17 protein-coding genes are annotated in these 20551 nt (G+C 69.1%); 9 read left to right on the top strand and 8 right to left on the bottom strand.

Going from position 1 to position 20551, the window contains the following annotated elements:
- Position 1: 1 nt before the first annotated feature.
- From YWW_RS37455 to YWW_RS0117345, 6 genes are all read right to left on the bottom strand, one after another.
- Positions 2-925, bottom strand: coding sequence for an ABC transporter permease (locus YWW_RS37455; protein WP_026931090.1), 924 nt, complete (start codon positions 923-925; stop codon positions 2-4).
- On the bottom strand, positions 918-1928 hold the full coding sequence (locus YWW_RS0117325; RefSeq protein WP_026931091.1) for an ABC transporter permease: 1011 nt from the start codon (positions 1926-1928) through the stop codon (positions 918-920). Before YWW_RS0117325 ends, YWW_RS37455 begins: the two co-directional genes overlap by 8 nt.
- A gap of 60 nt (positions 1929-1988) precedes the next feature.
- Complete coding sequence (locus YWW_RS31220) at positions 1989-3635, bottom strand: peptide ABC transporter substrate-binding protein (RefSeq protein ID WP_162145968.1); 1647 nt, start codon at positions 3633-3635, stop codon at positions 1989-1991.
- 226 nt (positions 3636-3861) lie between these two features.
- A complete protein-coding gene (locus YWW_RS31225) occupies positions 3862-4551 on the bottom strand; it encodes a PfkB family carbohydrate kinase (RefSeq protein WP_081687551.1) in 690 nt (229 codons plus the stop codon).
- A gap of 272 nt (positions 4552-4823) precedes the next feature.
- Complete coding sequence (erpA, locus tag YWW_RS0117340; RefSeq protein WP_026931092.1) at positions 4824-5192, bottom strand: iron-sulfur cluster insertion protein ErpA; 369 nt, start codon at positions 5190-5192, stop codon at positions 4824-4826.
- Between the two features lie 235 nt (positions 5193-5427).
- Entirely contained in the window at positions 5428-6528 is a 1101-nt protein-coding gene (locus tag YWW_RS0117345; RefSeq protein WP_026931093.1) for a glycerate kinase family protein, read from the bottom strand.
- Positions 6529-6665: 137 nt separating this feature from the next.
- Between YWW_RS0117345 and nadA the strand changes: the two genes are divergently transcribed.
- The 5 genes from nadA (at position 6666) to YWW_RS0117370 (ending at position 12412) form a co-directional block, all read left to right on the top strand.
- Complete coding sequence (gene nadA, locus YWW_RS0117350) at positions 6666-7832, top strand: quinolinate synthase NadA (RefSeq protein ID WP_026931094.1); 1167 nt, start codon at positions 6666-6668, stop codon at positions 7830-7832.
- 219 nt (positions 7833-8051) lie between these two features.
- Positions 8052-9383, top strand: a complete 1332-nt coding sequence (murA, locus tag YWW_RS0117355) for a UDP-N-acetylglucosamine 1-carboxyvinyltransferase (RefSeq protein WP_035702291.1) — start codon at positions 8052-8054, stop codon at positions 9381-9383.
- Between the two features lie 104 nt (positions 9384-9487).
- Positions 9488-10135 (top strand): DUF3043 domain-containing protein, encoded by a 648-nt coding sequence (locus YWW_RS36485; RefSeq protein WP_051325971.1) that lies wholly within the window; start codon positions 9488-9490, stop codon positions 10133-10135.
- A gap of 127 nt (positions 10136-10262) precedes the next feature.
- Positions 10263-11345 carry a WG repeat-containing protein gene (locus YWW_RS0117365; RefSeq protein ID WP_026931096.1) on the top strand — a complete coding sequence of 361 codons (1083 nt, stop codon included), beginning with the start codon at positions 10263-10265 and terminating at the stop codon, positions 11343-11345.
- Positions 11346-11416: 71 nt separating this feature from the next.
- Positions 11417-12412 (top strand): aldo/keto reductase family protein, encoded by a 996-nt coding sequence (locus YWW_RS0117370; RefSeq protein ID WP_026931097.1) that lies wholly within the window; start codon positions 11417-11419, stop codon positions 12410-12412.
- A 13-nt stretch (positions 12413-12425) separates the two neighbouring features.
- On the opposite strand, the gene miaA is transcribed toward YWW_RS0117370, so the two are convergent.
- Positions 12426-13370, bottom strand: a complete 945-nt coding sequence (gene miaA, locus YWW_RS0117375) for a tRNA (adenosine(37)-N6)-dimethylallyltransferase MiaA (RefSeq protein ID WP_081687552.1) — start codon at positions 13368-13370, stop codon at positions 12426-12428.
- 227 nt (positions 13371-13597) lie between these two features.
- Here miaA and YWW_RS0117380 point away from each other — a divergent pair, with 227 nt between their 5' ends.
- The 4 genes from YWW_RS0117380 to YWW_RS0117395 all read left to right on the top strand — a co-directional run bounded on the left by YWW_RS0117380 (position 13598) and on the right by YWW_RS0117395 (position 19684).
- Complete coding sequence (locus tag YWW_RS0117380; protein ID WP_026931099.1) at positions 13598-14815, top strand: DUF349 domain-containing protein; 1218 nt, start codon at positions 13598-13600, stop codon at positions 14813-14815.
- A gap of 326 nt (positions 14816-15141) precedes the next feature.
- Positions 15142-15885 (top strand): tyrosine-protein phosphatase, encoded by a 744-nt coding sequence (locus tag YWW_RS0117385; protein ID WP_026931100.1) that lies wholly within the window; start codon positions 15142-15144, stop codon positions 15883-15885.
- Positions 15886-16097: 212 nt separating this feature from the next.
- The gene (locus YWW_RS0117390; RefSeq protein WP_081687554.1) at positions 16098-17816 is read left to right on the top strand and encodes an ABC transporter ATP-binding protein; all 1719 of its coding nucleotides are present in this window, start codon (positions 16098-16100) and stop codon (positions 17814-17816) included.
- On the top strand, positions 17813-19684 hold the full coding sequence (locus tag YWW_RS0117395) for an ABC transporter ATP-binding protein (RefSeq protein ID WP_051325973.1): 1872 nt from the start codon (positions 17813-17815) through the stop codon (positions 19682-19684). Before YWW_RS0117390 ends, YWW_RS0117395 begins: the two co-directional genes overlap by 4 nt.
- On the opposite strand, the gene YWW_RS0117400 is transcribed toward YWW_RS0117395, so the two are convergent.
- On the bottom strand, positions 19681-20484 hold the full coding sequence (locus tag YWW_RS0117400) for a class I SAM-dependent methyltransferase (protein WP_026931103.1): 804 nt from the start codon (positions 20482-20484) through the stop codon (positions 19681-19683). The two genes, YWW_RS0117395 and YWW_RS0117400, sit on opposite strands and share 4 nt — an antisense overlap.
- Positions 20485-20551: the final 67 nt, after the last annotated feature.

Below are 20551 nucleotides of genomic sequence, written 5' to 3' on the forward strand. Positions count from 1 at the left end.
CTCACCTCAGTTTCGGGTCGAGCGCGTCGCGCAGGGCGTCGCCGAAGGTGGCGAACGCGAACACGGTCAGGATCAGCAGCACGAGCGGGATGCCGAACAGGTAGATGTACCCGCCGCCGGCCCATTGCGTGCCGTTGGACAGCAGCACGCCCCAGCTGGTGGCGGGCGGCTGCACGCCGATGCCGAGCACCGCCAGCGCCGCCTCGGCGACGATGACCGAACCGAGGCTGGTCGGCACGATCGCGGTGATCGGCACGATCGCGTTCGGCAGGACGTGCTTGAACATGATCCGGCGGTCCCTGGCGCCGAGGCAGCGGGCGGCGGTGACGTAGTCGAGGTTCTTGGTCTCGATCGTCGCCGCGCGTGCGTAGCGGCAGAACTCCATCCAGCCGAACAGGGTCAGCGCCAGGGCCGCCGGGCCGACGGTCTCGAGCAGGTTGCCCGAGGAGCCGCGTCCGCGGAACAGGCTCAGCAGCAGGATGGCGCCCATCATCAGCGGGATGACGATGAAGACGTCGAGCGCGCGGGAGATGATCGCGTCCACCCAGCGGCCGAAGTAGCCGGCGAGGATGCCGAGGGTCATGCCGATCAGCACCGACAGGATGATGACGGTGAGCGCCAGCGTGATCGTGGGCCTGGTGCCGTGGACGATCGTGGCCGCGAAGTCGCAGCCGAAGCCGTCGGTGCCGAGCGGGTGCTCCCCGGTGAACCAGGTGTCCGGCCGCAGCCTGGCGTCGCGGCCGAGGCAGCGGGTCGGGTCCTTGTCGGTGAACAGCCCCGGGAACGCCGCCATCGTGAACACGAACAGCATGATCAGTGTCGCGAAGATGACGTCCGGCCGACGCGCCATGGTGCGGAAGGCGTCCTTCCACAGCGACGCCTGCGGGACTTCGCTCTGGGCGGTGGGCGCTGTCAACTCAGTCATATCGGATCCTCGGGTCGAGAACGGCGTACAGGAGGTCGACGACGAGCGTCACCAGGACCACGACGACCGCTGTGACGGTCAGGCCCACGATGACCAGGTTCGTCTCCTGTCTCTGCACCGCCTGGAAGATCATGCGGCCCATCCCCGGGATGCCCATCACCCCTTCGGTGAGGACGGCGCCGGAGAGCGCGAAGGCGAAGGTGTAGCCGACCCCGGTCACGATCGGGATCATCGAGTTGCGCACCACATGGACGACGGTGATGCGCGACTTCTTGAGGCCCTTGGCCCTGGCGGTCCGCACGAAGTCGGAGCCGATGTTCTCCAGCTGGCTGGCCCGCACCAGGCGGGTGAGGGTGGCCAGTCCGACCGTGCCGACGATGATCCCGGGGATGATGATCGTCGTCCATGGATAGTCGGGGTTGTAGTTGGGTCTGAACAACTGCCCCATGAACGACTCGGTCCCCCATATGTCCCTGGCCCAGTTGGTGAGCGGGACGGCCATGATGTAGACGTAGGCCAGGAGGATCAGGAACACCGGGATCGAGTCGATCAGGATGGTCGTGCCCCGGACCGTGTGGTCGATCAGTCCCCCGCGGTGGCGCGCCGCCCAGGTGCCCAGGAGCATCGCCAGGACGACGAGGGTGATCGTCGAGAAGATGAACAGCCGCAGCGTGTTGGGGATGTAGATCGACAAGAGCTCGCCGACATCGCGGTTGCCCTGGAGCGTGGTCCCGAAGTCGCCGGCGGCGTAGTTCTGGAGCCGTTCGACGAAGGGGACCAGGCAGGGGTCGCCGGGCCGCTCGTAGCAGTTGTTGTCGAGGCCGTAGAGGCGTTCGACCTGCGCGAGCATGGCCGGGTCGGGCGTGCGCTCGCCGCCGAAGAACAGCAGCGCCGGGTTGCCGCGGATCTGGACGGACAGCGCCGTCAGGTAGTGCAGCAGGAACAGTGTGATGAACAGTGTCAGCAGCGCCTGGAGCAGTCGTCGAATGACGTAGCGTCCCATGGTTTTCCGTTCTAGAGGCCGCGGGCGGGTCAAAGACCCGCCCGCGGTTCGCTCGGTTCGCTACTCGTTGATGACGATGTCGCGCAGTTCCGCGTCACCGCCGGGGCCGGCGTAGATCGGGTTGACGATCACGTTGCTGACCCGCTCGCTGTAGAAGAAGTTCACCTTGTCCTCGAACACCGGGGCGCTCGGGAAGTCCTCGGCCAGGATGGCCTCGGCCTCGGCGTAGATCTCGACGGCCTCTTCCAGGCTCGCGGCGGCACCGGCCTCGGCGATCTTGGCGTTGTACTCCTCGTTCTCGAAGCCGTAGTCGTTCGTGGCGGCGCCGCCGCCGTAGATCGGCTCCAGGTAGTTCTCGTTCAGGTTGTAGTCGGGGCTCCAGCCAGAGCGGAAGGGACCCTCGACGGTGTGGCCCTCGCGGGCGAGCAGGAAGTCGCCCCACTCCATCGACACCAGTTCGTACTCGATACCCAGGGACTCGCTGATCGAGTCACCGATGGCGCGGAAGATGTCGAGGTTGTCGCTGGCGTCGTTGACCCACAGCTCCAGCTTCTGGCCCTCGGGCCAGCCGCCGGCCTCCTCGATCAGGCGCTGGGCCTCCTCGGGGTTGTGCGTGCAGTACTCGCCGCAGATGCCGGTGCCGCCGCCGAGGATGGACTCGGGCACCCAGCTCGTGGCCGGCACGAAGCGGTCGGCGCCGACCACGTTGATGACGCCTTCGCGGTCGATCGCCATCGAGATGGCCCGGCGGATGTTCACGTCGTCGTAAGGCTCGGCGTACATCGGGAAGCCGAGGACCGTGAGACTCGGGTCGGGGCCGGTGATGCGGCGCTCCGCCAGTTCGGGGTCGTTGACGGCCTGCTCGTAGTCGGCCGCGGTCGGGCGGCAGACGTCGATGTCGCCGGTCATGAAGTCGGCCCAGCAGTCGTCGCCCTCGAGGTAGACGTGCCATTCGACGGCGTCGATCGAGGGGGCGTGCTCACCCTGGTAGCCGTCCCAGGCGACGGCGGTGCCACCGCTCTCGAGGTTGTACTCCTCTTCGAACATGAACGGCCCGTTGCCGATCGGCTTCTTCTCGCAGGCTTCGGTGTCCTCGAGGCATTCCTCGGCGACGGGGAAGAACGCCTCGTAGCCGAGCATGGTCGAGAAGGCGGCGAACGGCGCCTTGAGCTGCACCTGGATGGTGTACTCGTCGACGGCCGTCACACCGGACAGCTCCGTGGTCTCGACCTCGGGGAACTCGGGCACCTCGGGGTCGGCCCACTCCTCCTCGGGGAGGGGATCGGGGTTCATCTCGTCGTAACCCTCGAAGGTGGCGAAGAAGTAGTTCAGCCGCAGCGCGTTCGGACCGTAGGCCGTCCGGTTCCACGAGCGCATGAAGGCCTCGGCGTTGACCGGCTCATCGTTGTGGAAGGTCAGGCCTTCCTTGATCTTGATGGTCCAGGTCGTGTTGTCCTCGGTCGAGATCTCCTCGGCGACCAGGTTCTCGGGCTCGCCGGTCTCGGCGTTGTAGTAGACCAGGCCCTCGTAGACGTTCTTCATGATGCGGAAGCCCTCGGATTCACCTGAGCCGCCGGGTATCAGGCTGAACACCTCGCCGATCTGCATGTTGAGGGTTCCGCCGCCGCCGTCGCCCTCGCCGTCGAGATCGCTTTCATCGCCCGCGCAGGCGGACAACGCGAGTACGGCGGCTGCCGATGTGGCCACCGCGAGTTTCATTCGTCTCACAGGTCGCTCCAGGGATGTGAGTAGAGTCGTGGGATGACTCACACCATGACGCACAACACCGCGAAATGAAAGAGTGCGTTGTGAAATCGTTACCCACTGGAACACCACTGGAGACCTTGAGGTGACGAACTTAAGTTTGTATACCTGTAAAAACTCAAACTTCTGTTACTTGTGATATCAGAGTGACAAGAAGGAACCCAAGTGTTCACTCAGGCAACAGATATGCGGAGGCCTCGGCGGCGCAGGCGACTCCGTAGGATTCCTCCAGGAGGCGCACGAATTCGGCGTGATTGACCGTGTATCCATGGGTACCAACGGATTCGAGTACTACTGCGGCCAACTGGCTGCCGAGCTCCGCCGCGCGGCGCAGCGGCATGCCCCAGCCGAGCGCGGTCAGCAGTCCGGCGACGAACGCGTCCGAGGCGCCGGCCGGGTCGATGAGCTCCCTCGCGCGGGCCACGGGAACCCGGATGCGCTCCATGTCGTGGCCGACGATCTCGACGCCTTCGGCGTCGACGGTGGTCACCCGCACGCGCACCCGGGCGAGGATCTCGTCGTCGCTCAGGCCGGTGACGCCTTGCAGGAACTGGTAGCGGTCCTGGCTCGTGACCAGGAACTTCGCGCCTTCGATGAACTCGGCGGCGTCGGCGCCGTCGAGCGTGCCCGGGTCGGCGCTGAACTCCAGGCCCAGGTCGCGGCACTGCTCGGCGTAGGACAGCATGACCTTCGGGGCGTCGGGGCCGATGTGCACCAGGCTGAGCGGCCCCGACTGCTCCATCACCTCGATGAGGTCGAATGCCTCCTGGCCCGGCTCGAGGGCGATGGCCGGCTCGCCGAGCTGGCTCATCCCGTGCGAGACGGCAAGGGCGGTCGAACCTGTGACTGCGGTCTTCATGGGATTGACCTCGCAGGAGACACGGTGAAGCCCGGTCGATGAGACCAGATATTGGGTGGTTTCGACCGGGCTTTCCAGCTTATGGGTCACCTCAGGTGAATGGACGTCCGGAGCCGGGCCCGGCGGACTGGCCGCTGGGCGGAGAACCGGTCGGGCTTCGCGGTGAAGCCCATGCGAGACGAGGCGCGCCGGGCCTCGGCTCGCGGGTTCCGCCGAGTGCGGTCCGGTTCTTCCGCCATGGGCTCTGGCCGACTCCGGCGGCCCCTGAACTCCTAGTGGAAGGAGTCGCCGCAGGCGCAGGAGCCCTGCGCGTTCGGGTTGTCGATGGTGAAGCCCTGGGCGTCGATGCGGTCGGCGAAGTCGATGTTCGCGCCCATCAGGTAGGGAACGCTCATGCGGTCGACGACGACCTCGAAGCCTTCGTAGGACTGCACGACGTCGCCCTCGCGGTTGTCGGTGTCGAAGTAGAGGCCGTAGCGCAGACCGGAACAGCCGCCGGGGCTGACCTCGACGCGCAGGCGGAGGCCTTCCTCGCCTTCCTGCTCGATCAGGGCTTTCACTTTGGCGGCGGCCGCGTCCGTGAGCTTCACGCCGGTGGTGGCGGTCTCCTTGACGTCCTCGGCCTGCTGAGTAGCGCTCACTTGTAGCTCCCTCTGCTTGAGTTTGGGATCAACGGCGTCGATCGGGTCTTCGACTTGTCAACAGTACCTAACGGGCTTGGGCGTGTCTCTATTCCCGAGCCGCCAGGCGAGGGATGGGGAGCACAGGCCGAGCCGCCAGGCGAGGGATGGGGAGCACAGGCCGAGCCGGAGGCGGGGCATGGGAAGCGCGGTCCGGGCCGTCGGCCCCGGTCTCGCCGAGGTGTGGAACACCGGCCTACCTCCAGTCGCGGGCCACCGACTCCGCCAGCGCACGCAGCCCTTCGACCGGCGCTCTCATCGCCTCCCCGACGCTGCCGAGCAGTCCGGCGACGGAGTGCACCCCGGCGAGTTCGGGGTGCTCGTCGAGGTCCGACTTCCCCGCCAGCACCAGGCACGGCTTGTCGTGGGAGGCGGCGGCGGCGGCGACCTCGGCGGCGAGTTTGCCGCGCAGGCTCTGGGCGTCGAAGGAGCCCTCGCCGGTGATGACGAGGTCGGCCTCCGCCACGGCGGCGTCCAGGCCGACGGCCTCGCATGTGAGCTTCGCTCCCGAGGCCCGGTGGCCGCCGAGGAGGAACAGGGCCAGTCCGAGGCCGCCCGCGGCGCCCGCGCCGGGCCAGCCGGAGGCTCCGGCCGGGCCGAGGTCGCGCTCGGCGATCTCGGCGAAGTTCGTCAGCGCCGACTCCAGGAACGGCAGGTCGCTCTCCTGCGCGCCCTTCTGGGGCCCGAACATGTAGGTGGCGCCGTGGGGGCCGAGCAGCGGGGAGTCGACGTCGGTGGCGGCGACGAACTCGACGCCCCTGGTGCGCGGCAGGCCGTCGATCGAGGTGCAGGAGGCGAGCGCGGCGCCGCCGTACGGGATGGCCTCGCCGGCGAGGTCGCGGCAGGTGTAGCCGAGGACGGTGAGCATGCCGGCTCCGGCGTCGTTGGTGGCCGAGCCGCCGAGGCCGACGACGACGCGCTTCGCACCGGCCTCGACGGCGGCGGCCAGGACCTGCCCGAGGCCGTAGGTGGTGGTGCGGCGGGGGTCGCGTTCGGCGGCGGTGAGCAGGTGGAGGCCGCAGGTGGCGGCCGATTCGACGTAGGCGGTGTCGCCGTCGCGCAGGTAGTCGGCCGTGACGGGGCGGCCGAGGGGGTCGCGGGCGTCCACGGTGCGCCTCGCGGCGCCGGGAAGGGCGGCTTCGAGGACGTCGAGGAAGCCGGGTCCGCCGTCGGCGAGCGGGAGCTCGGCGGTGGCGTCGTCCTCGCGGGCGCGTCGCCAGCCGTCGGCGATGGCGCTCGCGGCCTCGGCGGCGGTCATGGTTCCGGCGAATTTGTCGGGAGCTATGAGGATGCGCACACCGAGAGCCTAATCCATGCCCGGAACCGGTGTGTAACCGCTTGCCAAACGGTCCGGCGGCACCAGGAGCACCACGCGCCGCACACCGGAACGCTCGAGTCTCCGACAACCGTTCGGAAGCCATTAGAATCGTCGCCATGACGGGCTTCAATGAACCTGCTCCCACACAGACCGCGCTCCTGCTGCTCGGCCGAGGCACCGACGCGGGCTCCGAGCGCGGCGTCGACTGCCCCGGCGAGCTGCCCGCGCCCTCGGACCCCAACCTCGTCGAGCGCGCCCGCGCCGCCAAGGAGGCCCTGGGCGGCAGCGTCTTCGTCCTCGGGCACCACTACCAGCGCGACGAGGTCATCCAGTTCGCCGACGTCACCGGCGACTCCTTCAAGCTCGCCCAGCAGGCCGCGGCCCGCCCCGACGCCGAGTACATCGTCTTCTGCGGCGTCCACTTCATGGCCGAGTCGGCCGACATCCTCACCGGCGACCACCAGCGGGTCGTCCTGCCCGACATGGCAGCGGGCTGCTCGATGGCCGACATGGCGACCGCCTCGCAGGTGGAGCAGTGCTGGGAGGACCTGACGGCCGCCGGCGTCGCCGCGGACACCGTCCCGATGACCTACATGAACTCCTCGGCGGCGATCAAGGGCTTCGTCGGCCGCGAGGGCGGCGTCGTGTGCACCTCCTCGAACGCCGAGCGGGCGCTGCGCTGGGCCTACGAACGCGGCGAGAAGGTCCTGTTCCTGCCCGACCAGCACCTGGGCCGCAACACCGTGGTCCGCCAGATGGGCTTCGAGCTCGACGACTGCGTGCTCTACAACCCCCACAAGCCGAACGGCGGCCTGACCGCCGAGGAGCTGCGGGAGGCGAAGATCATCCTGTGGAAGGGCCACTGCTCGGTGCACGGGCGCTTCACGCTCGACTGCGTCGAGGAGATGCGCGAGCGCAAGCCGGGCGTCAACATCCTGGTGCACCCCGAGTGCACGCACGAGGTGGTGGCCGCCGCCGACCACGTCGGTTCGACCGAGTACATCATCAAGACCCTCGACGAGGCCGAGCCCGGCAGCTCGTGGGCGGTGGGCACCGAGCTGAACCTGGTGCGGCGCTTGGCGAACGCGCACCCGGACAAGGAGATCTCGTTCCTGGACCGGACGGTGTGCTACTGCTCGACGATGAACCGGATCGACCTGCCGCACCTGGTGTGGGCGCTGGAGGAGCTGGTGGCCGGTCGCGTGCCGAACCAGATCACGGTGGACCCCGAGACCGCCAAGCACGCGCGGGCGGCCCTCGACAGGATGCTGGAACTGCCCTAGGCTCGATGCGTCCGAGGATCGCGTTCCCGGCACTTCCCGTTGACACGCCCTGGCCAGGGGCGAGGTTGCGCGCTCCAGCGGTAAGCATGATCACGCCGTGCCATCGTCCCGCCTGGGAGTGTCAGCCGTTGCCGGTCCGTTATCGTTGGGCGACGATCCCGGTCTTATCCACCCATCTGAGGAGACCTGTTGAGCGGCACTGCGACCACCCCGGAAGACATGCTGATCATCCACGGCGGAACTCCGCTTCAGGGCGAAGTCACCGTCAGAGGCGCCAAGAACCTCGTGTCCAAGGCCATGGTGGCCGCGCTCCTCGGCACCTCCCCCTCGGTCCTCCGCGGGGTCCCCGCCATCCGCGACGTCGAGGTCGTCACCGGGCTCCTCCGCGTCCACGGCGTCGACGTCGCGTTCGAGGGCGACACCCTGTACATGGACCCCACCTCGGTCGAGTCGGCCGGCGTCGAGGAGATCAACGTCCACGCGGGCACCAGCCGCATCCCGATCCTGCTGTGCGGGCCGCTCCTGCACCGGCTCGGCCGCGCCTTCATTCCCGACCTCGGCGGCTGCAACATCGGCGGGCGCCCCATCGACTTCCACCTCGACGCGCTGCGCGAGTTCGGCGCCGTCGTCGAGAAGAGCGCCGACGGCACGCACCTGTCGGCCCCGAACGGCCTCCACGGCATCCGCTACACGCTCGAGTACCCCTCGGTCGGCGCCACCGAGCAGGTCCTGCTGACCGCGGTCATGGCCGAGGGCACGACCGAGCTGCGCAACGCCGCGATCGAGCCGGAGATCATCGACCTCATCTGCGTCCTCCAGAAGATGGGCGCGATCATCAAGGTCCACACGAATCGGGTCATCGAGATCGTCGGCGTCGGCGAGCTCAAGGGCTACTCCCACCGGGCGCTCCCCGACCGCATCGAGGCCGCCTCGTGGGCCTCGGCGGCGCTCGCCACCGAGGGCAGCGTGTTCGTGCGGGGCGCCCAGCAGGCGGACATGATGACCTTCCTCAACGTCTTCCGCTCCATCGGCGGCGCCTACGAGGTGGACGACGACCCGGTCGGGGGCGGCATCCGCTTCTGGCACCCGGGCGGGCCGCTCAAGCCGGTGGCGCTGGAGACCGACGTGCACCCGGGCCTCATGACCGACTGGCAGCAGCCGATCGTCGTCGCGCTCACGCAGGCGGACGGCCTGTCGATCATGCACGAGACGGTCTATGAGAACCGGCTCGGCTACACCTCCGAGCTGCGCCAGATGGGCGCCAACATCGAGCTGTACTCGGAGTGCCTGGGCGGGACCCCGTGCCGCTGGGGGCGGCGCAACTTCCTGCACTCGGCCGTGATCGCCGGGCCGAGCAAGCTCCACGCCGCCGACCTCCAGATCCCCGACCTGCGCGCCGGGTTCAGCCACCTCATCGCGGCCCTGGCCGCCGAGGGCACCTCGCGGGTCTACGGCGTCGACCGCTACATCACGCGCGGCTACGAGAACTTCGAGGCGAAGCTCCAGGGCCTCGGCGCCAAGATCGAGCGCCCGGGCGGGGCCGCAGCCTGAGGCCGCCCTCAGGGGCCGGGCGCCGCTCGGATCGGCGGCGCCGAAAGCCTGGGTATGCTGGACGACAGCATGCTGTCGCACGTTTTAGGAAGGGCGATCGTCCCGTGGCGAAGAAGTCCGCCGAACCCACTCCGGCCGTCGAGGAATCGAAGCCGGTCGGCGCCACCGATAAGAAGGGGAAGGCCACCCCCAAGCAGGTCAAGCAGGCCAAGGCCCGTCCTCCGGCCAATCCTCCGCTCACCGCCAAGGAGGCCCGGCAGCAGTCGAAGTCGTCCAAGCTCTCCCCCGAGCAGAAGAAGCAGGCCAAGGAGGACCTCCGCCGCGAGCGCGCCCGCATCGCCGAAGGCCAGTGGAAGGGCGACCCCCTCTTCGACAAGTACCACCTGCCCCGCGACCGCGGCCCCGAGCGGCTGCTGGTGCGCGACATCGTCGACTCGCGCCGCACCGTCGCCCAGTACTTCTTCGTCTTCACCATGGCCCTGCTCCTGGCCACCAACGTCTTCCCGAACGCCGTCGGCGTCCTCATGCTCGGGTGGGTGGTCATGATGGCCGGCTTCGCCCTGGACTCGTACTTCCTGTGCCGCAAGGTCCGCCGCCTCGTCTGGAAGCGTTTCCCGAACACCAAGCAGCGCAAGGGCGGCCTGTACTGGTACGCGATCCAGCGGGCGATCATGTTCCGCTCGATGCGCGCCCCGAAACCGCGCATGAGCTACAAGGCCACCGAGGACGACCTCGGCCAAGTCGTCAGGTAGCCCGGCCGCCGGGATCCGGCCCGGCGCGCCCCGCGAGTCGTCGACGGCGCCCTCGCCCCTCGCCTCCGGGGCGCCCGATGGCTTAATCTGAATGTCGTAACCCTCAGTTACCGGGAAAGAAGTCAACGTGGTCGATGTCGCGGCGGACTTGCGTGCCGGGCTGGTCCGCGCCCTCGGACCGCTCGACCGCGCCACACTGCGCCACGGCATCGCCGACACCGTCGGCCTCCAGCAGATCCGCGAGCAGGCCGGCCAGCGGCTCGCCCGCTACGGCTCCGAGGCCGACCAGTCGCGGCTGCTCGGCGTCCGGGCCGTGACGATGCGGGTGCTCGGCGACTTCGACAGCGCCGAGGCGGACGCCGCAGCCGCGGTCAAGTACGCCGAGGCCGTCGGCGCCGACCTCCTGCTCGCCCCCGCCCGCGCCCGCCTCGGGCAGGTCTTCCGCGTCCAGGGCCGCTACGCCGAGGCCGACCAGCTGTTCGCGCTCGCCGAGGCCGGGGAGCTCCCCCGCACGCTGACCGGCGCGGCGCGCGCCTACGCGGCGCTGTCGTGCCTGTCGCAGGGCCGCGTCACCGAGAGCCTCATCCACCTCCAGCGGGCCAGCGAGCAGAACCCGCACGCCTTCGTCATGCAGATCGTCGAGACCGCGCTCGGCCTGGCCGAGGAGCTGGCCGCGAAGGGCGGCTTCGGGCCGGGGCCGCGGCCGTGGGCCGAGCGGGCCGGGCACCCGGCGCCCGACCGCTACCAGGACCGGCAGACGGGGCGGTGGGGCTACCTGGGGCCGAACGGCCAGCCGGTGGTCAAGGCGGCGTTCAGCCAGGCCGGGGACTTCCGCGGCGGCGTGGCCGCGGTCTGCCAGGCGGACTGGGGCGCCATCGACAAGCACGGCACCGTCGTCGTCCCCATGCTCTACAACTCCCTCGACACGCCTACTGTGGACGGACGTACCGTGACCGGCTTCGTCGGCGGCGTCGCCGTGGCCGTCCAGCGCGGGCGCTCCGGCGTCGTCCACCGCTCCGGGCGCGTCGTCGTTCCCCCGCGCTACCAGCACATCGCGGTCCATCCGGCCGGGTTCCTGGCCTCCATGGACGGCTACTCCTGGGGGACCCTCGGGCTCGACGGCACCGAGCTCATACCGCCCAGAATGGACAGGTCCGAGGCGGTCCGGACGCTGGACGCGGTCGTGTCGATCGACGACGGACCGCTGTAGAGCAGGGCTTCCTACAACCCTGTGATTTTCGTTTCGTTGACACTAGCCGAGCGGCCGGTAGGCTCATGCGCATGGAGTTTCGTCATCTCGGCCGTTCCGGCCTCGTCATCTCTGAACTGACTTACGGCAACTGGATCACCCACGGCGGGCAGGTCGAGGAGGACGCGGCGATCGCCTGCGTCCAGGCCGCACTCGAGGAGGGCATCACCACCTTCGACACCGCCGACGTCTACGCCCAGGGCGCCGCCGAGGAGGTCCTCGGACGGGCCCTCAAGAGCGAGCGGCGCGACGGCCTGGAGATCTTCACGAAGGTCTACTGGCCGATGGGCGAGGGCAGGAACGACCGCGGCCTGGGCGCCAAGCACATCAAGGAGTCCATCGACAACTCCCTGCGGCGGCTCCAGACCGACCGGGTCGAGCTCTACCAGGCCCACCGCTACGACTACGAGACGCCGCTCGAGGAGACCATGCAGGCCTTCGCCGACGTCGTCCGCGCCGGGAAGGCGCACTACATCGGCGTCAGCGAGTGGACCGCCGACCAGATCCGGCGCGGCCACGCCCTGGCCCAGGACCTGAAGATCCAGCTGGTCTCCAGCCAGCCGCAGTACTCGCCGCTGTGGCGGGTCATCGAGGACGAGGTCATCCCCGCCTGCGAGGAGCTGGGCATCGGCCAGATCGTGTGGTCCCCGCTCGCCGGCGGCGTCCTGACCGGCAAGTACAAGCCCGGACAGGCCGCCCCCGAGGGCTCGCGCGGCGCCGACCCCAAGTACAGCCACTTCGTCAAGGGCTGGCTGGAGGACGACGTCCTCGAGCGCGTCCAGCAGCTCGTCCCGGTCGCCGAGGAGGCGGGCCTGAGCCTGCCGCAGCTGGCGCTCGCGTGGGTGCTCCAGCAGTCGAACGTCTCGGCCGCGATCATCGGCGCCACCCGCCCCGAGCAGGTCAAGGGCAACGTCAAGGCCGCGGGCGTCAAGCTCGACGCCGAGGTCTACGAGAAGGTCAACGAGGTCCTCGACCCGGTCTCGATCAAGGACCCGAAGAAGACGCAGAGCCCCAAGCCGCGTCCGTAGGGAACCGGCGTCGTCAGGCGGCGAGAGCCGTCGCCCGTTCCAGCAGATCGGGATCGGCCGCATCGAGCCACTCGATGCGGCCGTCCCTTTTGAACCAGGAGCGCTGGCGGCGCACGAAGCGGCGCGTGCCCTGCACGGTGCGGCGGAACGCCTCGGCCTCGTCGTATTCGCCTGCCAGGTGGCAGAGCACTTCCTTGTAGCCGAGCGCCCGCGAAGCGGTGCGGCCCTCGCGCAGCCCTTCGGCCTCGAGGCGGCGGACCTCGTCCACCAGCCCGTCCTCCCACATGGCCTCGACGCGGCGCTCGATGCGCTCGTCGAGCACGGCGGTGTCGAGGTCGACGCCGATGCGCACCGCCTCGTAGTGGGCCTTCGGCTCGGGCAGCGTGGCGGTGAACGAGCCGGTGAGCTCGACGACCTCCAGCGCGCGCACCACGCGCCGCCCGTTCGAGGGCAGGATGGCCCGCGCGGCGGCCGGGTCGGCCCGGCGCAGCCGCTCCCACAGCGCGGCGGGGCCCTCGCGCTCCAGTTCGGCCTCCAGGCGGGCCCTGATCTCGGGATCGGTGCCGGGGAAGTCCATCTCGTCCAGCGCGGCCTGCACGTACAGCCCGGAGCCGCCGACCAGCAGCGGCGTCTTGCCGCGGGCGGCGATGTCCTCGACGGCGCTCCGCGCGAGCTCCTGGTAGCGGACGACGTCGGCGCCCTCGGTGACGTCGAGGACGTCGAAGACGTGGTGGGGGATGCCGCGGCGCTCGGCGTCGGTGATCTTGGCGGTGCCGATGTCCATCCCGCGGTACAGCTGCATCGAGTCGGCGTTGACCACCTCCCCGGCCAGGGCCTCGGCCAGAGCGACCGAGAGCGCCGTCTTCCCGGCCGCGGTAGGGCCTACTACCGCGATCACCCTCGGCTGTAGGGTGGGGGTACCGCCGCCGCCCTCATGGCGAAGCTCGGGAGCCATCATCTGGCCTCATGGCGAAACTTGCGAGCCATAACTCGGCACCGTCCAACTGAATACCCCTTCGGTTCGAGTGGGCGGGCGGGTGGGCCCGACCCGATGTCGACCGGGCCGCACCATTTGGCACCGTTCGTCCTTCGAGGTGGACGGCCCCGGCTGGCAGCGACCCGGCAACCACCGTAAGGTACGGGAATACGTCCCTTAGTTCGTGTGAAGGATTTGAGATTACCGCGATGAGTGACCTCGGAGACTGGACCCGCTTCGGCCGCATCGACGCCGATGGCACGGTCTACGTGAAAACCTCCTCCGGCGAGCGCGCGGTCGGCTCCTGGCAGGCCGGCTCCTCCGACGAGGGGCTCGCGCACTTCGCGCGCAAGTACGCCGACCTGGTGGTCGAAGTCGATCTCATCGCCGCGCGCCTGAATTCGGACTCGGCGGACGTGGAGCAGGCCGCGGCGCAGCTGCGCAAGCTCCGGGAGAGCCTGGACACGGCCGCCGTCGTCGGTGACGTCGACGCGCTCGGCAACCGGCTCGACGAGCTGTCCAAGCACGCCGAGGACCGCGTCGGCGAGTTCAAGGCCGCCAAGGACGCCGAGCGGGCCGAGGCGGTCGCCGCCAAGGAGGCGCTCGTCGCCGAGGCCGAGGAGCTGGCCAAGCGCGACAGCCACTGGAAGGCCTCGGGGCAGCGGTTCGGCGAGATGGTCGAGGAGTGGAAGTCGATCCACGGGGTCGACCGCAAGACCGACCAGAAGCTGTGGCGCCGCTTCTCGGCCGCCCGCGACACGTTCACCAGGCACCGCGGCGCGTACTTCTCGCAGCTCGACGCCGAGCGGAAGGTGATCGCCGCCAAGAAGGAAGAGCTGATCGCCGCCGCCGAGGAGCTGTCCACCTCGACCGACTGGGGCCCGACGGCCGACAGGCTCAAGGCGCTCATGGCCGAGTGGAAAGAGGCCGGGCGGCTCGCCCCCGACGCCGAGCAGAAGGCCTGGAAGCGGTTCAGGGCCGCCCAGGACGTGTTCTTCAACGCCCGCTCAGAGGTCTTCTCGGCCCGCGACGCGGAGCTGGAGGCCAACCAGGCCGTCAAGGAAGAGCTGCTCAAGCGCGCCGAAGCGCTGGACATCGCGAGCGACCCGAAGGCCGCGCAGGCCGCGTTCCGGGAGATCCAGGGCAGCTGGCACGACACCGGCGCCGTCCCGCGCAAGAACCAGGCGAAGCTCCAGCGGCGGCTGCGGGCCGTCGAGGACAAGCTGCGCGAGGCGCTGGACACGGCGTGGCGGAAGGTCCCCGTCGAGGAGAACCCGCTGCTGCTCCAGATGAAGCAGCAGGTGGCCGAGGCCGAGGAGAAGCTCGAGCGCGCGAAGGCCGACGGCGACGCCGGCCGCATCAAGAAGGCCGAGGCGGACCTGGCGGGCAAGCGGCAGTTCCTGGAGCTTGCGGAAGGAACCAAGTAGCACAGCCTGGAGCTTGCGGAAGGAACCAAGTAGCACAGCCTGGAGCTTGCGGAAGGAACCAAGTAGCACAGCCTGGAGCTTGCGGAAGGAACGAAGCAGCACAGCCTGGAGCTTGCGGAGGGAACCACGTAAGGCGGCATGAAGCTCGCTGAGAGTGCCGTCCAGATCACTCGAGACTTCCGCGAAAATCTGGATAATGGAAGAGCTACAACGGCGTGGACTGTACGGTTCACGCCGCTTTTTCGATGTGTTCAGCACTGTGAGGGACGATGCTCACAGCGCCGCAGCGCCGACAGGTGCCACCCCGCCGACAGGAAGGCAGCCATATGACCTTGGAAACCCTCCCGCAGCAGTTTCTCCCCACCGAGCAGATCTTCAATCTCCGCGACATCGGCGGCCTCGACGCCGCCGACGGCAAGAAGGTCAAGACCGGCCGGGTCTTCCGCTCCGACAACTTCGGCCAGGCCACCGACGCCGACATGGAGTACGTCGTCGGCGAGCTGGGCGTGCGCCACGTCATCGACCTGCGCCGCCCCGCCGAGCTCGAGCAGACCGGCCGCTTCCCCGAGGTCGACGGCGTCACGTTCCACCACTTCGAGCTGCTCCACATCGCCTGGGAGTCGGTCCGGCTCCAGATCTACAACGACTCCCCCGAAGAGCAGGTCGTCAAGTTCCTGCGCCAGCGCTACTCGGGCATGATGGAGGCCGGCTACCTGGCCATCCGCGACTCGCTCGACGTGATCGCCCTGGGCGAGCCGGTGGTCTTCCACTGCATGGCGGGCAAGGACCGCACCGGGATCGTCGCGGCGGTCCTGCTCTCGCTCCTCGGCGTCGACGATGAGGACGTCGCGGCCGACTATGCCCTGTCCAATGTGGGCATAGACCGGTGGCGGGCGTGGCGGGACGCCAACATCGGCAAGCCCACCGTCGACCGCGGTCTGCGCACTCCGGCGGAGGCCATGCGCCAGACCATCGAGGAGATGAACTCGCGCTTCGGTTCGCTCGAGGCCTATGCCGAGGCCATCGGCTTCACCAAGGCCGACCGACTCCGCGAGCTGCTGCTGGAGTGAGCGGGCGGCGTCGAAGTCGTTCCCGATGAGCGGGGACCACGAGTGACCGAGCTCGCACAATTCAACTAGCCGCACGGCTAGAAAATCGCTTGCCGCTTGTCACCGGGCCACCGTACGGTGGCCTGGTGGGTTCAGTGCGCGCTACATCTCCAGAACAGTCCGACATCGACGATCCGAGTTCCCGCCCAACGGCCCTGACGAACCTGTGGAGGATGCGGCAGTACCTCCGCCCCTACCGCTTCCGCCTTGGAGCACTATGGACGATGGTGCTCCTCAACATCGCCGCCGGGCTCTCCGTGCCGCCCCTGGTCGGCGCCGCCATCGACGGCCCCATCACCGACGGCGACCTCGACGCCCTGTGGGTCTTCATCGGCGCCATCGCCGCCGTGGGCGCCCTCGACGCCCTGCTCAACCTCGTGCGGCGCTACTTCCAGACCGCGACGGCCATGGCCATCGAAGCGGACATCCGCAACGTCATCTACGAGCACCTCCAGCGGCTCCACACTGGCTTCCACGACCAGTGGCAGACCGGCCAGCTGCTCTCGCGCATCACCGTCGACCTGGGCATGATCCGCCGCTTCTTCGCCGGTGGCCTGGTCTTCGCCATCAGCTCCACCGGGATGATCACGATCATCATGGCGCAGCTGTTCTGGATCGAATGGCGGCTCGCCGTCATCGTCGCCGTCGCGGCCGTGCCGCTGTTCCTCATCGGGCGCGGCTTCTTCAAGAACTTCCTGCCCGCCGCCCGCGCCGAGCAGGACCAGTCCGGCGAGGTCTCCAGCGCCGCCGAGGAATCGGCCAACGGCATCCGCGCCATCAAGGCCCTCGGGCGCGGCCCGCTCATGGCCGAGCGCTTCGAGAAGGAGGCCGACAGGCTCCGCGTCCTCGGCGTCCGCAAGAGCCTCATCGCCGCCAAGTCCTGGTCGGCCTTCGGCGCGATCGCCTCGGCCATGCTTGGAGCGACGCTCGTCATCGGCGCCATCATGGTCGCGAACGGCCAGCTCACGGTCGGCCAGCTCACCGCGTTCATCATGCTCCAGCTCAACCTGCTGTGGCCGATCGAGGCCGCGGGCTGGGTCATGGCACACGGCAACGAGGCGATGACCGCCGCCGACCGCGTCTACGAGGTCCTCGACAGCGAGCCGGCCATCAAGGACCGCCCCGGTGCGAAGGCCGTCGACCGCTCGGCTCTGCGAGGCAAGCTCGCCTTCGAAGGTGTCAGGTTCACCTACGACGATGACGAACGCGAGATCCTGCGCGGCGTCGACCTCGACGTCAGACCTGGCGAGACCCTCGCCATCGCGGGCCGGACCGGCTCGGGCAAGACCACGCTCGTCTCGCTCCCGTCCCGGCTCAACGACCCGACCGCCGGGCGCGTCACCTTGGACGGCACCGACATTCGCGACCTCGAGCTGGCCGGGCTGCGGCGCGTCGTGACCACCGCGTTCGAAGAGGCCACGCTGTTCTCGATGAGCGTGCGCGAGAACCTCGCGCTCGGGCGGCCCGACGCCGACGAGGCCGACGTCGAGGAGGCCGTGCGCGTCGCCCAGGCCGAGTTCGTCTACGACCTGCCGTACGGGCTCGACACCCGCATCGGCGAGCAGGGCCTCTCGCTCTCCGGCGGCCAGCGCCAGCGTCTCGCGCTCGCCCGCGCCGTCGTCGTGCGCCCGGCCGTGCTCGTCCTCGACGACCCGCTCTCGGCCCTCGACGTCCACACCGAGGAACTGGTCGAGCGCGCCCTCGAACGAGTCCTCCAGGACACCACCGCGCTCGTGGTCGTGCACCGGCCCTCGACCGTGGCGCTCGCCGACCGCGTCGCGCTCCTCCACGAGGGCCGCATCACGGCGGTCGGCACGCATTCCGAACTGATGCGAACAAGTCCCGAGTACGTCGACGTGCTCTCCGCCGAATCAGAGGAGGTCGCGGCGTGACCGTTCAGCAGGAGAAGGTGCCGACGCAGCAGGACAGGCACGTCGCCTGGCGCGGCCGCAGCGAGCAGGCCGACGCCGAGCGCACCAGCGCCGAGCTCGACGACGCCGAGTCGATCAGGCGGCTGCGCGCCCGCAGCCGGCGGCTCCTGGGGTCGATGATGCGGCCGCACAAGCGGTCCATCGTGTTCCTCGTGTTGATCCTGGTGGGGCAGAACGTCGCCACCATGGCCACGCCGATCCTCGTCATGTACGGGATCGACCACGGCATCCCGGCGATCAGCGACCACGACGACTACTCGGTGATGGTCGCCGTCGGCGCGGCCTTCGCCGCCTGCGCGATCCTCGAATACGTCTGCGTCAGGCTCTACATCGCCCAGTCGGCGAGGGTGGGCAACGCGATGCTGTACGCGCTGCGCAAGCGGGTGTTCTGGAAGTTCCAGCGCCTGTCGGTCTCGTTCCACGAGCGGTTCACCTCCGGGCGCGTGACGGCGCGCCAGAGCTCCGACATGGAGTCGATCCGCGAGATGACCGAGAACGGCGTGGACGACCTGGTCCTGGCGGGCATGAACGTCGTGACGATCACCGTCGTCATGCTCGTGATCGATCCGCTGCTGGCGGCGGTGTCGCTGCTGACGTTCCCGCTCATGCTCGGGCTCGCCAAGTGGTTCAGCCGCGTCTCGGCCGTCGCCTACCGCAAGGCCCGCGAGACCGTCGCGGTCCTCATCGTCTACTTCGTCGAGTCGATGGGCGGGGTGCGCGCGGTGCAGGCGTACCGGCGCGAGGAGCGCGACCGGGACATCTTCGGGCGGCTCAACCACGAGAACCGGTTCGCGCAGGCCAAGGGCCACCAGCAGAACGCGATCATGGCCGGCGGCATGAGGGGCATCGGGCACCTGGCGACGGTCGTGGTGCTGGCGTTCGGCGGCTGGCAGGTCATGATCGGCAACACCGAGGTCGGCGTGCTCGCGGCGTTCCTGCTGTACATGAAGCGGTTCTTCGACCCGCTGAACGAGCTGGTGCAGTTCTACAACGTGCTCCAGTCGGCCACGGCCGCCCTCGAGAAGCTCTCGGGCGTCATGGACGAGGAGATCGAGGTGGCCGAGCCCGCCGAGCCCAAGCGGATCGAGCGGCCGAGCGGCGAGATCCGCTTCGACGACGTGCGGTTCCACTACCGGGAGGACCAGGTGGTCCTGCCGGGGTTGGACCTGCTGATACCCGGCGGGCAGACCGTCGCGCTCGTCGGCGCGACCGGCGCGGGCAAGACCACGATCGCGAAGCTGGTCAGCCGCTTCTACGACCCGAAGGAGGGCGCGATCTCGCTCGACGGCGTGGACCTGCGCGACCTCGGGGAAGCGGACCTGCGGGCCGGGGTCATCATGATCACTCAGGAGAACTTCCTGTTCAACGGCACGATCGCCGAGAACATCGAGCTGGGGAGGCCGGGGGCGACGCGCGAGCGGATCGTGGAGGCCGCGAAGGTCGTCGGCGCGCACGAGTTCATCGAGTCGCTTCCCGACGGCTACGACACGCACGTGCGCAAGCGGGGCGGGCGGCTCTCGGCGGGCCAGCGGCAGCTCGTGGTGTTCGCGCGGGCGTTCCTGGCCGACCCGCGCGTCCTGATCCTCGACGAGGCGACCTCCTCGCTGGACATCCCTTCGGAGCGGCTGGTGCAGCGGGCGCTGCGCACGATCCTGGCCGACCGGACGGCGATCATCATCGCGCACCGCCTGTCGACCGTGGAGATCGCCGACCGCGTCCTGGTCCTGGAGTCGGGCCGCATCATCGAGGACGGCCCGCCCGAGGTCCTCGTCGACTCCGGCGGCGACTACGCCGAACTCCACCGCCAGTGGGAGGCGAGCCTGGTCTAGCGGCGGGCCGTGACGATGTAGTAGTCGATCCAGCCGTTCTCGTAGCAGCGCAGCCAGTTGCGGCCCCAGGAGTCGGCGTACTCGGTCTGCGCGACCCAGCGGTCGAAATACGGCCACACGTGCTCGCCGATCGGATCGACCTCGACGTCTTCGAGTCCGGCCTCTGACAGGTCCGCCGCGAACTCCCCCACCGGGCGGATCACGTCGATGCCGGGGCCGATGGTCTCGATCAGCTCGGAGAGCGAGGGCTCGACGGCGTCCGGCGCGAAGAACGCGGCCGTCGCGAAGCGCCCGCCCGGCCGCAGGACGCGCTGGACCTCGCGGGCGGTCTGCGCGAGGTCGTCGACGTGCTGGAGCATCTCGACGGCGTAGACGCCCTCGACGGCGTTGTCGGCCGAGGGGAGCTCGGTGACCGATCCCTTCTGGAACGTGAGGCGGTCGGCGAGCTCGGCGATCGCCTCGGCGTTGACTCTTCGGGCGCGCTCGAGCTGCTCGTCCGAGCGGTCGACGCCGGTGACCATGACGCCGAACTCCCGTGCCACCAGGGCCGCGCCGACACCGATGCCGCAGCCCAGTTCGAGCAGGCGCTCGCCCAGTCCGGGCTCGAGCCGCGAGACGACCCGCCGGTACATCTCGGCCTGGCTCTCGGTGCGCTCATCGACCGTGATCGGCCGGTCCGGGTCCACATCGCTCCAGTACCCGTAGTTGATGAACGAACCGGAGAAGATCGTCAGCGAGCTCAGGTCCTGCTCGCCGTACATGAGATCGCGCCGCTCTTGTGGACTCGTTTCCTGTGTCATACCGAGACATTCTGGCACGTTGAGACCGAGAGCGGCGAGTCATACACTTGAGGGATGTTCCTCCCGA

The sequence above is a fragment of the Glycomyces tenuis DSM 44171 genome (genome assembly GCF_000427885.1).
GTDB lineage: Bacteria > Actinomycetota > Actinomycetes > Mycobacteriales > Micromonosporaceae > Glycomyces > Glycomyces tenuis.